This window comes from Microbacterium protaetiae (assembly GCF_004135285.1).
Taxonomy (GTDB): Bacteria; Actinomycetota; Actinomycetes; order Actinomycetales; family Microbacteriaceae; genus Microbacterium; species Microbacterium protaetiae.
Genome location: NZ_CP035494.1, coordinates 1,500,807 through 1,513,316, shown reverse-complemented (window position 1 = coordinate 1,513,316; position 12,510 = coordinate 1,500,807). Strand labels below are relative to the sequence as shown.

Here is a 12,510-nt window from a genome sequence, read left to right as displayed (position 1 = left end):
TCAGGCCTCCTTCACGGCGAGCAGGTCACGCGGGTTGTCGACAAGGATGCCGCGGATCTCGTCAGCGGCAAGACCCTGCGCCTTCAAGCGCGGAACGAAACCGGTCAGGACCACGTCGTAGTCGACATCGACGTCGGGGTGTCCCTTCGCGACGCCGACGGCGTCGGCAGAGAGCACGATGCGTCGGCCCAGCCCGAGGCCGACCAGCTCGGCGACCAGTGCCGCACGGGCGTCGTCGTCGATGTCGTCCGAACCGCCCGCCGATCCGACGTGGTCGATGGCGACGTAGGCACCGCGCTCGGCGAGCGCACGCGCAGTGCCGGCGGCGGCTGCGGCAGCGGCATCCACACCCGCCACCACGATGCGGCCGGCCTCCAGCTGCTCTTCGAGGGCGATCTCCAGAGCCGCGCGGGGGTCGGCGGGTGCACGGAACGACAGCGCAGCGCCGGTCTGGACGGCGGCACGCGCCGCACCCCGGATCAGGCTCTCGTCGGTGGGCGTCATGCCGGTCGCACTGAGTGCGGTCACGATAAGACCCGCCGCCGCCCGGCGCTGGACGCGCGGGACGACCATGCCCTCGGTGACCTCGGCGGCGAACAGCTCGGCGAATCGGTCGGCCGGCCAGGGTGTCGGCGGGTTTGTCTGCGGTGTGAGGAAGTAGCCGCCGAGGTTCTCTTCGGGCCCGAGTCCCGTGGAAGCGACGATGTGCACCCCGGTGGCGCGCGAGAGCGCCTCGTAGAGCCGCAGGTCACGCCCGTGGAACATGCCCGTGTGGTCGACGACCGTGCCGCCGCCGGCGCGCGAGAACGCGTCGAGCTTCTTCTTCAGGATCTCGAAGATCTCCGCACGGTCGATCGTGATGTCGTACGCATACTGTGCGCCCGGCACGACCGACAGCAGCGCCTCGTGGACGGCGACGACGCCCAGGCTGTCAGCCTGGATCGGTCCGAGAACGGTGTTCACCCTTGCACTCACAGGATTCCTCTCCATCGAGTCCTCTCTCGGTGGCGGGATACCGCGCCGGAGGGATGGCTCGATCCTGCCACTCGCTTTACACATTGTCAAGTGACTGAACGAGGTGGACAGGCAATGCTCTCGATCAGTGCGTGTTCGGGTTGCGCGAGATGAACAGAGTGAGAACGGCGGAGACGGCCGCAGAGATGCCGGCGACCAGGTACACCGTCTGGAATCCAGAGCCGAGCGAGGTGCCGGCGGCGCCGCTCAGCTGGGCGCGCGCTCCCTGAAGCGAGGCGACGAGTCCGTCGACGGTCGCCGGCGGCGCACCCCCGGCCAGCGCCTGCCCGCTGAACTGGCCGATGACGCCGTCCCAGCCCGACAGCCACGCAAGCGGCGGCACATGGGCGAGCCCTGCGACCGCGTCGGGCGGAAGCCCAAGGCCGTTCAGAACCGAGAGCACCGGAGTTCCGAACAAGGCGGCGCCGATGGAGAACGCTATCGCCGATCCGACGACCGGGCCCAGTGCGAAACCGAGGTCGCGCAGCAGGTTGGTGGTGGCGGATGCCATGCCGACGTATCCCGGATCGACGGTGTTGATGGCAACGGCGGTGATCGAGCCGACGGTGAGGGCGAAGCCGATGCCCAGGCACAGCAACGGCGGAATGAACGTCGTCCACGACGGCCCGCCGACCGACTCGGGTACGCCCAGCGTGTACGTGGACAGCCAGATGCCCGAGATCGCCATCAACGCGAATCCGACGCTGAGCACCCAGCGGGGCGACACCGTGTGGATCAGCCAACCGACGACGGGGATCAGCAGGAAGGCCGGTCCCTGGATGAAGACGAAGAGCACGCCGATCTTCCACGTCTCGGCCTGCGCGAGACCACCGACAGCGACGCTCGTCGAGAAGCAGATCGCGAGGAAGGCGAACATCCCGGTCACGGCCACGATGCCGCTGATCGCATACGCCGAGTTCTTGAACAGCGAGAGGTGCAGCATCGGCGCGGGCGATTTCGCCTCGATGATCACGAACGCGACGAGAAGGATCGCACCGATCACGTAGCCGGCCACCACGTCGACCGCTGTGAACCCCGAATCCACGGCCTGCACGGTGGCGTAGAGCACGGCGATGAGACCGACGGCGAGCGTGATCTGACCGGGCAGGTCGAGTCGGCGCCCCTCGGGGGCGGACGAGTCACGCGAGTTCGCGGCGATGATGACGAGGATGACGGCGACACCGGCCGCCGTCCAGTACGCGACGCGCCATCCGCTGAAGTCCGCCGTCGTGAAAAGGTGCGCCGTGAGACCGGCCAACACCGGTGAGATGACTGCGCCGAGCGAGAGGAATCCCGCCCAGGTGGCGATGATCCTCGCACGTCGGCGGTGATCGGGCGTGAGGGCCACGACCATCGACAGGCCGATCGGGAACAGGATGCCGGCGCCGACGCCGCCGATCGCCTGGGCCAAGATCATGACGCCGGTGGTGCCGGCGAGAGCGGCGATGACCGCACCCACGAGGACCAGCATCGAGCCCGCCACGAGCAGCTTCTTTCGCCCGAACAGATCGCCGAGCAGACCGAAGGTGAGCTCGAACACGACGATCCCGAGCGAGAAGATCGCCGAGATCCAGGTGAGGCCGGCGCCCGAGGTCTGGAACTCCGCGGCGAACGTGCCGTTCAGAGCCCCGGGCAGGGCGTTGGTGATCTGAGCAAGGGCCACCGAGATATAGGCGGCGGCGAATGTCGCCGTCACCGATCCTCGGGTCGCGACGATCGTGGTGGTCTTGGTCAATGTCATGGGGGAACTCCCTCGTCCCTTGCCGCGTGCGAGGCGCTCCGTGGACGGAGCGCCTTTACACGATGACCCTTACCTTACGTATTGTCAAGCCAACTTACGTTGCGATAGCTCACTAAGGTGGTCACATGGCAGCAAACCTGCGGGTACGGCAGAAGGAGCACACGCGTCGCGCGATCCTCGAGCACGCGCTCAACCTCTTCCAGGAGCATGGCTATGTCGCAACCACGATCGACGACATCGCGACGTCGGTCGGGACCACTCGGGTCACCTTCTACGCGCATTTCGCGAACAAGACCGAACTCATGCGGGCACTGTTCGAAGAGCTCAACCGCAACCTCGAACGCCAGGACGACGGGCTGGAGCACAGATCCACGGCACGGCCGTTGGTCGAGGCCACCCGGCTGGGCACCTTCGCAGCCATTCGCGGCTGGATCGGTGCGCAATCGACCCGGTGGCCGGCGATCCGCCCGTACATCATCGTCGTCGCCGAGGCGTCGGCCGTCGACCCCGAGATCCGCGAGCTGAACGAGGCATGGTTCGGTGAGGTCATCGACGACATCACCGAGGGCCTGGCCCAGGCAGGCCGCTTCGACCCTGACACCCGCCGATTCCGCGGCTACCTCGCGATGGAGCTGCTCAACAGCGCGAACCTCCGCTGGATCCGGCATCCGTGGCCCCTGGAGACGGGAACGGAACTCGACATCCTCGCCGGCGCTTGGACGCACCTGCTCGGCGAGTGAGTCAGCCTTCGGCGACTCGGTGCCGGGTGATTCCGGTGCGCACGCGCAGATGTCCGTCGCCGAGGCATGCCGAAGGGCCGGCACCCGCACGGGGCACCGGCCCTTCGTCAACGACCGGGAGGGTCAGGAGGTCAGGGAGTCGACGTAGTCCTGGTTGTCGGCCATCCACTGCGCGACGATGCCCTCATACTCGCTCTGCTTGTGCTCCTCGCGGAACATGGCGTTCTCAAGCGAGAACAGTAGGTCGGAGTCCATGCGGAACGCCTTGAACCACGTGTTGACCTCAGAGAAGTCGTCGGAGAAACCCGTACGCGTGATCGTGTGGATCGACTCGGCGTCTCCCAGGGTGCCCTTGGGGTCCTTGAGATCCTTGATGTCGAACGCGTCGTAGGCCCAGTGCGGGCGCCACAGGGTCACGACGATGTTCTCGTCGGCGTCGAGTGCCTTCTTCAGCTCGGCCAGCATGGCCGGCGTCGATGACGTGATGAAGTCCATGTCGTCGAGGCCGTACTGCGGAATGGTCTTCTTCTCGACCGCCTCGGTCAGGCCCGCGCCGGGCTCGATGCCCACGATGCGATTGTCGAACTCGTCGGCGTGCGCGGCGAGATCCTCGATCGAGTCGATGGGAGCGTCGGCGTTGACCGCGAGGGTGAGCTTGGCGTCGTCGTTCCACGAGCCCAGGTCGACCAGGTCATCGCCGTACTTGTCGAAATAGCTGGCGTGCGTGGTGGGCAGCCAGCCGTCGAAAGCCACGTCGTAGTCACCCTTGGCCAAGCCCGCGAAAACGGGGCCGGCGTCGGCGTACTCGAGGTCGACGTTGTAGCCCTGCTTCTGCAAGACCTGCTGCCACAGGTACGAGGCGGCCTCGCCCTCGGGCCAGCCGTTGAACACGCCGACCGTGATGTCCTTGCTCTGAGTGTCGCCGCCGGCGTCGCCGGCGTCGCCACCGGTGCCGCTCGCGCAGCCGACCAGAGCGACGCTCGCAGCCACGCCCATGGCGAGGGCGCCGAGCAGTGTGCGCTTCTTCATGTGATTCCTTTCCTCCCGTGTTGCTGTGTCACGGGTGTTGGGGAGGCCCGCAGGAATGCCCCGCGGGCATGCCGGCGCCATGAGGGCGCCGAAGAGGGATGTCAGCCGCTGACCGGACGACGGTAGCCGCCGCCTGCGGCGTTCGCGGGGCCATCGGCGAGGTCGCCGGCGTCGATCACGACGACGGTTTCGTCGACGGATGCCGCGTCCCGGCGCGTGCGCGACCGCTGCGCATCTCCGAACCCACTCGTGATGCGGTCGAGGATCATCGCGATGATGACCACGGCAAGGCCTGCCTCGAACCCGAGCGCGATGTCGGTGCGGCTGAGCGCCTGGATGATGTCCTTGCCCAGGCCTGGTCCGCCGACCATGCTGGCGATGACCGCCATCGACAGGGCGAGCATGATGACCTGGTTGACGCCGGCCATGATCGAGGGCATGGCCAGCGGCAGCTGAATCTGGCGCAGGATGCGACCCGGGGCGGCGCCGAACGCGTTGCCGGCCTCGACGACCTCCTGGTCGACGCCGCGGATGCCCAGCTCGGTCAACCGCACGCCCGGGGCGATGGCGAACAAGATTGTGGCGACCATGCCGGGCACCACGCCCACCCCGAACAGGAAGATCGCGGGGATCAAGTAGACGAACGCCGGCATCGTCTGCAAGAAGTCGAGGATCGGCCGCACGATGGTCGACACGGTCTTCGAGCGCGCCGCCCAGATGCCGATCGGAATCGCGATGACGACCGCGATGATCACGGCCACGAGGGTCAGCGCGATGGTCTGCATGGCGTTGTCCCACTGATCGACGGTGCCGATCAGCAGCAGCCCGATGATCGCTCCGACCGCCAGTTTCCAGCCCTTGGCCAGCCACGCGATCGCGGCGATCACGATGATCACCAGCCAGAACGGGGGCGTCAGGAACAGCCACTCCACACCGTCGTACAAGCCGCCGAAGATCATCGAGATGACGTCGAAGAAGCCGCCGAGCACGTCGATGACCCAGTCGACGAACGTCTCGACCCAGTCGCCGAGGGGAATCCGGAAGATCTCCATCAGTGCTCACCGCCTTCCATCGTGGCCACGCCTTCGCCGGCGCTGTCCCCGTTGGCGGCCGCGCTCGCGCGGGCGAACGCGCCGGGGGCGAGCTGATGGATCTCGGCGGCCAGCTCGAGCGCGGTGGCCGGGATGATCGGCATCGACTGCGTCGTGGCCGGCACGTTGCCGAGGGCCGCCAGCAGCGTGATGCGCGGGATGACACCGAGCAGGCGCCCGTTCTCGCCCACGACGGGCAGCGGCACGGGGCTGCCGACGGCCCGCTCGACGATGTCGGTGAGCAGGTCGTCGGGTCCGACGCCGCGGACGCTGCGGTCGGCGATGGTGCGCAGGTCGGTGGTGCCGGCCTTGACCGCGTGGATCACGGCGCGGTCGGTGACCACGCCGACGAGCTTGCGGTTCTCGACGACGAAGACCTCACCCACCTGCTCTTCGCGCATGACGCGCAGGGCGGCGCGAATGCCGGCCGAGACCGGCACCGCCAGCGGGCGCTCCATGACGCCGCTCGCTGTGAGCACGCGTGCGCGATCGACATCCTGCACGAACTGGGCCACATAGTCGTTGGCCGGATCGGTGAGGATCTCTTCGGGGGTGCCGGTCTGCACGATGCGACCGTCGCGCATGACGGCGATGCGATCGCCGAGGAACATGGCCTCGTTCAGATCGTGGGTGATGAAGATGATGGTGCGGCCGAGCTCTTGCTGCAGTTCGACCAGCTGCTCCTGCAGCTCACGGCGGATGAGCGGGTCGAGGGCAGAGAAGGCCTCATCCATCAGCAGGATGTCGGTTCCCGCGGCGAGCCCGCGCGCCAGGCCGACCCGCTGCTTCATGCCACCCGACAGCTCATCGGGCATGGCATCCACCCGGTCGCCCAGTCCCACCTTGCTCAGGATCTCTCGCGCCCGCTCGCGACGCTCGACCTTGCCCACGCCCTGGATCTCCAGGCCGTAAGCGGCGTTGTCGAGCACGGTGCGGTGCGGCAGTAGCGCGAAATGCTGGAAGACCATCGACATCGAACGGCGACGGATGTCGCGCAGTTCGGACGGGCTGGCCGTTGTGACGTTGGCGCCCTGCACGAGCACCTCGCCGGCGGTGGGCTGCAGCAGGCCGTTGAGCATGCGGATGATCGTCGACTTGCCCGAGCCCGACAGGCCCATGATCACGAAGATCTCGCCGGGCTGCACGGTGAAGCTGGCGTCGATGACGGCGGCCGTTCCGGCATCGGCGACCTGGGTGCGGGTCTGACCGGCCTGAAGACGGCGAACAACGTCTTTCGGGTTGCGCCCGAACACTTTATAGAGGCCCTTGGCCTCGACTGCTGGTGGGATGGTCACTTTGCTTGGCCTCGGCAGCCGCCGCATGCGGCAGCTGCATCGGTTACGCCCGGGTGACGATCATCGGTGCCCTGCTCAGCATTCACCGTTGGATGCCGCGCGGCAGAGCACGTCCGCGATGCACATCGGGTCCATCGCACAGACCGCCGACCATACGCCCGCATCAGAACGCCCTCAGGGCAGACGACACGGCCGCGGACTGGTCGTCAGGGCACAAGGCCCTTCTATCAACGTTACGCAAAGTATTAGAAGCCTGCAACCCGAGCACGGTTCGGGATCTTTCTGCTCCGCTTCGCGCACGCCATTCCGGCGCAGCATCCACTCTTGACATCTGCCCGGTCCAGTGGTTAATTAGTTGAGTAAGTAACCCAGAAACCAAGGGGACGATGTGATCGAGGACGGCAGGGCACTCTTCTTGCAGATCGCGGAGAGTGTCGAAGACGCCATCATCGACGGCGGCCTGGCCGAAGAGGCCCAGGCTCCGTCGACGAATGAACTCGCCGCGTTCCATCGCATCAACCCCGCCACTGCCGCGAAGGGAGTGAACATGCTCGTCGACAAGGGCGTGTTGTACAAGCGCCGCGGAATCGGCATGTTCGTCGCCCCGGGCGCGCGCCGGCTGCTGCTCGACGAGCGGCGCACGGCGTTCGCCGATCGCTATGTCGACCCGCTGCTGGCCGAAGCGGCCAAGATCGGGCTCGACGCCGATGACTTGCGGGCGCTCATCCGTGAACGCGCCGCCGCCCACACCACCACCACCGGAGGGAGAACGCTGTGACCAGCGTCATCGAGGTGGAACACCTCACCAAGCGATACGGCGACACCGTCGCCGTCGACGACGTCGGCTTCACCGTCGAGAAGGACGTCATCTATGGGCTGCTGGGCCGCAACGGCGCCGGCAAGACCACCGTCATGTCGATCCTGACCGCGCAGAATTTCGCCACGACGGGCGATGTGCGCGTGTTCGGCGAGCACCCATACGAGAACGCCCGCGTGCTGCCGCGCATGTGCTTCGTGCGTGAGAGTCAGCGCTACCCCGACGACGCGAAGCCGCCGCACGCTTTCGCCACGGCACGCCTGTTCTTTCCGAACTGGAACCAAGAGCTGTGCGACCAGCTCGTCGCCGAGTTTCAACTGCCCATGAACCGCCGCATCAAGAAGCTCTCACGCGGACAGCTGTCGGCCGTGGGGGTGATCATCGGAGTCGCATCGCGTGCTGAGATCACGTTCTTCGACGAGCCGTATCTGGGGTTGGATGCCGTGGCCCGGCAGATCTTCTACGATCGCCTGCTCGCCGATTATGCCGAATACCCGCGGACGATAGTGCTCTCCAGCCACCTCATCGACGAAGTCGCGAACCTCATCGAGCGGGTACTGGTGATCGACCAGGGCCGCATCGTGATGGACGAGACCACCGACGAGGTGCGCGGGCGCGCCGCGACGATCGTCGGCGAGGCCGCGGCCGTCGAGGACTTCGTCGCCGGCCGTGAGGTGATCCACCGTGAGTCACTCGGTCGTGTCACCTCGGTCACTGTGTTGGGCCCGCTTGACGACGGCGACCGTCGCCGACTCGCGGCATCCGGTCTCGACGCCACCCCGGTCTCGCTCCAGCAGCTGATCGTGCGAATGACGCAGCACGCGGCCGAAACGCGCCGCGAGGAAGGAGTACTGCGATGACCACCATCACACCGGCCGTTGCGCGCGGCCGCATCTTCAATGTGGTGCGCATGCAGTTGATCAACCGCATGACGTTCGGATGGATCCCCCTGCTGATCCTCGGCGGCGTGTTCGTGTTCTCGATGGCGATCTGGCTGATGATCCCCTACGGCGGTCCGAAGTACTCGGGTGGCGCGCAGGCGCTGATCTGGTACCTGTTCGCCGTGGGTCTGCAGTCGCTAACACTGACGTTCCCGTTCTCGCAGGCCATGAGCGTGACCCGCCGCGAGTTCTTCTTCGGCACGTATCTGACCGCGGCGATGAGTGCTGCGCTGCTGGCTGTCATCTTCACGCTCGGCGGCATGCTCGAGGAGGCCACGAACGGCTGGGGACTGAACGGGTGGATGTTCTACACCGACTGGACATGGACCGCCGGCCCCCTGGGCGCTGCGCTCTCGGTGTTCGCGGCGGCGATGTTCACCTTCACCGCGGGATTCTGGGGTGCGACGGTGTTCAAGCGGTTCGGCGGGATCGGCCTGACGATCATCCTCGTCGGGATCGGCGCCGTGCTCGTGGTCGGGCTGTGGATCGTCGGCCGGCTGAACGCATGGGTGGCCGTCTTCGGGTGGATCGCCGGCGCGGGAGTCGTTCCGCTCTCGCTCCTTCTGCTGGGCGTGATGGCCGTGCTGGCCGCCACCGCGTTCGGGATGCTGCGCCGCCTGGTGCCCTGACCCCGCCCCTCCCTCCCCACCGCCGCCCGCGACGGCGCCGGCCGCCGCCGCCCGCGACGGCGCCGGCCGCCGCCGCCCCCGCCGAGTTGTCCCCCAGTTGCCCGAGTTGTCCCCCAGTTGCCCGAGTTGCCCCGTTGTTGCCCGAGTTGCCCCCAGGACAAGTCGCGCAACCCGGGGACAGGTCGCGCAACCCGAGGACAACTCACGCAACCCGAGGACAACTCACGCAACCCGAGGACAACTCGCGCAACCCGAGGACAACTCGCGCAACGCGAGGACAAGTCGCGCAACACGAGGACAGGTCGCGCAACGCGAGGACAACTCGCGCAACGCGAGGACAGGTCGCAACCTAGAGGTCGTCGGCGGCGGCCTCGTGGTGGCGGATGACCTCGGCGACGACGAAGGCGAACCACTTCTGCGCGAACTCGGGGTCGAGGTCGGCTTCTTCGGCCAGCCGCCGCAGGCGCGCGACCTGTTGCTCTTCGCGGGCGGGGTCGGAGGGCGGCATCCGATGTTCAGCCTTGAGTCGTCCGACCTGCTTGGTGCATTTGAACCGCTCGGCGAGCAGATAGATGAGCGCAGCATCGATGTTGTCGATGCTGTGCCGAAAGCGACGCAGCGTGGTGTTGGGGTCTTCGGCGTCGGTCATGGCTTCTCCGTCCGCGGGCACGTGCGCTTCGACACTATCGCCCTCTTCGTGTGAGCCTGCGTTCGATGACGCCCCACGCGCTTAGAGTGTGGGGCATGACAGACGCAACGGCGCACACTCCCGACGAGAGCGCGGCGATCGGAGAATCGGATGCCGCGGCTGGGCCGGGCCCACTCAGCCCTGGCGAACCCGTCATGGCCCCTGCCACGGGCCCGGCGACAGACACCGTCGCCGTGCAATCGGGCGAGGCGCTGCCCTCGCGCACCTTTTGGGCGAGCCTGAACCACCCGTTCGCAGTCGGCTTCTTCGTCACCGCGGGCGCGCTCATCGCCATCGTTCTGGGGCTGGCCGTCTCGAACCTCTCCACGGTGATCATCTACGTCGTCTTCGCGATGTTCGCAGCACTGGGCCTCGACCCGCTGGTCCGGATGCTGGAGCGCCACAGCGTCGCGCGCCCCTGGGGCATCGTGATCGTCTACACGGTGTTCGCGCTCGTGCTCGTGGGCATTCTGTGGCTGATCATCCCGACGGTGATCGATCAGATCACCGCGTTCGTGAAGAACGTGCCCCAGCTCGTGTCGGACTTCCAGTCGTCGAGCGTGTACGCGTGGCTGCAGAACAACTTCGGCGACCAGGTCGGCGACCTCGTCGGCCAGATCCAGAAGTTCCTCTCCGACCCGGCCAACATCGCGGCGATCGGCGGCGGGGTCGTGCAGGTGGGCGTGACCATCGGCACGACCATCTCTGGACTGATCATCATCCTCGTGCTCAGCCTGTACTTCCTCGCGTCGCTGCCGGCGATGAAGGTGGCATTCACGTCGCTGGCCCCGGCACGCAACCGTCCGAAGGTCAGCTCGATCACCGAACAGATCACGACCTCGATCGGCAGCTACCTCGGCGGCATGGTCGTGCTGGCGTTCTTCAACGCGATCGTCGCGTTCATCCTCTACCTGGTCCTGGGGTTGCCGTTCCCCCTGCTGCTGGCGGTCGTCGCCTTCGTGATCACGCTCATTCCTCTGGTCGGCTCGGTGCTGTTCTGGGTGATCGGCTCGACGGTCGCGCTGTTCGCCAGCCCGCTGGGCGCGCTCGTGTTCGCAATCGTGTACATCATCTATATGCAGATCGAGGCGTACGTGCTCACCCCGCGGGTGATGAACAAGGCGGTCTCGGTGCCCGGTTCGCTGGTGGTCATCGGGGCACTCGTCGGCGGCACGCTGCTCGGCCTCCTCGGGGCGCTCGTCGCGATTCCGGTGACCGCGTCGATTCTGCTGATCATCAAGCAGGTCGTGATTCCGCGACAAGACTCGAAGGTGTAGCCCCGGCGTTGTGCGACGATGGGGCGGTGGGTCAACCAGACACCGTCCGCGGGTCGCTGCCGGCGGACGACGTTGGCCGGCTGGTCGGGCGCCGCGGCCGACGCGTTCGGCTCCGCGGCGGAGTCGTCGGCCTGTTCACGTCCGGGGCGATCGATCATCTCTTCGAGGATGCCAGCGCCGGGTTCGTCGACACGGTCAAGGCGGGGTGGGACGAGGTGTCCAGCACCGGCGAAGCCACCGGCGACCTGGCCTCGGGCGCCTGGCACTCGATCTTCGGATGAGGCGGTCATGAGCTCGGAGAAGACTCGCGTGATGCCGGCGGGGGCGGCCGAGGCGATGCTCGGTCGCGGGTTGTGGTGGGCGCTCTGGGTCGTCAACGTCGCCTTGACAATCGGGGCGACGGTGCTGGCGGTCGGCGTCGCCGTGTCGGGCGGAGTCCGCACCCCGGTGCTGGTCGTGCTCGCGCTCGTCGCCGTGATGTGGTGGGCGCTCGTGGGGCTGTTGTTCGTGCTCGTGCTGTATCGTCCCGGCCGCATCCCGGTCGACACGGTGACTGCTGATGTCGTGATCCTCGGCAATCGCCGGGTGCCGGCGTGGCAGCTCGTGATGCTGGCGGCCGTCACGGCTCTGCTTGCCGCGGGGGCGGTCGCCACCACGGACGGCTGGCGGATCGTGCTGCTCATCGTCGCCGTGGCCTGTCTCGCCGGAGCGGTGTCCCTCGCGTTCAGGCTGCGGCATCGCCCGCGCCTGGTGTTGACACCACAGCGCATGCGCGCGGTGACGGCGCACGGTGACGCACGGCTCGACTGGAACGACATCGCCCTGGTCACCTACGCGCAGGGCAGCGGAGGCCTGATGGTCGCGCGAGTGGATGTCGCACCCGGCGCGACATCCTTCGTCGCCAGATCGCGTCGTCGTCGTGTCGACGTCGCGCCGCTCACTCTGGATCTGGACCCGCTGCTGCTCGTGCTCGCGCTGCGCTTGTACTGGCTCGCTCCCGCCTCGCGCGCCGAGTTGGGCACTGGTCGCGCGCCGGCACGCCTCTTCGACGGCGGCGTTGCCACGGCATCCACGCCGGCGGAGATCTCCGAAGGCCTGCTTTCGGCCTTTCGCCCGCGGTAGCGGTCGGGGCGGCAGGCGGTGTGCGGCGGACAGGTGCGAATTGGCCGCGCGGATGCCCGCGCTCGGCTCGCGCTACCGTCTTCCGCTTTCGCTACCGCGAATGACGTGCGCGAACGCGGGAAACGG

Annotated in this window: 13 protein-coding genes; 7 read left to right on the top strand and 6 right to left on the bottom strand. The window is 67.3% G+C overall.

What is annotated here, in order from left to right; genetic code table 11:
- Positions 1–963: a phosphotriesterase family protein gene (locus ET475_RS07090; RefSeq protein WP_242497795.1), complete on the bottom strand. Its 963-nt coding sequence runs from the start codon at positions 961–963 to the stop codon at positions 1–3.
- Between the two features lie 136 nt (positions 964–1,099).
- Complete coding sequence (locus ET475_RS07085; RefSeq protein WP_129387796.1) at positions 1,100–2,755, bottom strand: MFS transporter; 1,656 nt, start codon at positions 2,753–2,755, stop codon at positions 1,100–1,102.
- Between the two features lie 125 nt (positions 2,756–2,880).
- Here ET475_RS07085 and ET475_RS07080 point away from each other — a divergent pair, with 125 nt between their 5' ends.
- Positions 2,881–3,495 carry a TetR/AcrR family transcriptional regulator gene (locus tag ET475_RS07080; protein WP_129387793.1) on the top strand — a complete coding sequence of 205 codons (615 nt, stop codon included), beginning with the start codon at positions 2,881–2,883 and terminating at the stop codon, positions 3,493–3,495.
- 123 nt (positions 3,496–3,618) lie between these two features.
- Here the strand turns inward: ET475_RS07080 and ET475_RS07075 are convergent, their stop codons facing one another.
- The 3 genes from ET475_RS07075 to ET475_RS07065 form a co-directional block, all read right to left on the bottom strand.
- Positions 3,619–4,524 carry a glycine betaine ABC transporter substrate-binding protein gene (locus tag ET475_RS07075; protein WP_129387790.1) on the bottom strand — a complete coding sequence of 302 codons (906 nt, stop codon included), beginning with the start codon at positions 4,522–4,524 and terminating at the stop codon, positions 3,619–3,621.
- 101 nt (positions 4,525–4,625) lie between these two features.
- Positions 4,626–5,576, bottom strand: a complete 951-nt coding sequence (locus tag ET475_RS07070; protein ID WP_207205433.1) for an ABC transporter permease — start codon at positions 5,574–5,576, stop codon at positions 4,626–4,628.
- Positions 5,576–6,910, bottom strand: a complete 1,335-nt coding sequence (locus tag ET475_RS07065) for a quaternary amine ABC transporter ATP-binding protein (RefSeq protein WP_242497794.1) — start codon at positions 6,908–6,910, stop codon at positions 5,576–5,578. Before ET475_RS07065 ends, ET475_RS07070 begins: the two co-directional genes overlap by 1 nt.
- A 388-nt stretch (positions 6,911–7,298) precedes the next feature.
- Between ET475_RS07065 and ET475_RS07060 the strand changes: the two genes are divergently transcribed.
- The 3 genes from ET475_RS07060 to ET475_RS07050 are packed head-to-tail and all read left to right on the top strand — an operon-like array spanning position 7,299 to position 9,297.
- Positions 7,299–7,688, top strand: a complete 390-nt coding sequence (locus ET475_RS07060; protein ID WP_129387781.1) for a GntR family transcriptional regulator — start codon at positions 7,299–7,301, stop codon at positions 7,686–7,688.
- A complete protein-coding gene (locus ET475_RS07055; protein WP_129387778.1) occupies positions 7,685–8,587 on the top strand; it encodes an ABC transporter ATP-binding protein in 903 nt (300 codons plus the stop codon). Before ET475_RS07060 ends, ET475_RS07055 begins: the two co-directional genes overlap by 4 nt.
- A complete protein-coding gene (locus ET475_RS07050) occupies positions 8,584–9,297 on the top strand; it encodes a hypothetical protein (protein WP_129387775.1) in 714 nt (237 codons plus the stop codon). Before ET475_RS07055 ends, ET475_RS07050 begins: the two co-directional genes overlap by 4 nt.
- Positions 9,298–9,646: 349 nt before the next feature.
- On the opposite strand, the gene ET475_RS07045 is transcribed toward ET475_RS07050, so the two are convergent.
- Positions 9,647–9,946, bottom strand: coding sequence for a chorismate mutase (locus ET475_RS07045; protein ID WP_129387772.1), 300 nt, complete (start codon positions 9,944–9,946; stop codon positions 9,647–9,649).
- 95 nt (positions 9,947–10,041) lie between these two features.
- Here ET475_RS07045 and ET475_RS07040 point away from each other — a divergent pair, with 95 nt between their 5' ends.
- Genes ET475_RS07040 through ET475_RS07030 form a run of 3 tightly spaced genes read left to right on the top strand, consistent with a single transcriptional unit; the run spans position 10,042 to position 12,384 of the window.
- Positions 10,042–11,262, top strand: a complete 1,221-nt coding sequence (locus ET475_RS07040) for an AI-2E family transporter (protein WP_242497793.1) — start codon at positions 10,042–10,044, stop codon at positions 11,260–11,262.
- A gap of 26 nt (positions 11,263–11,288) precedes the next feature.
- Positions 11,289–11,543, top strand: coding sequence for a hypothetical protein (locus tag ET475_RS07035; protein ID WP_129387769.1), 255 nt, complete (start codon positions 11,289–11,291; stop codon positions 11,541–11,543).
- A gap of 7 nt (positions 11,544–11,550) precedes the next feature.
- A complete protein-coding gene (locus ET475_RS07030) occupies positions 11,551–12,384 on the top strand; it encodes a hypothetical protein (RefSeq protein ID WP_129387765.1) in 834 nt (277 codons plus the stop codon).
- Positions 12,385–12,510: the final 126 nt, after the last annotated feature.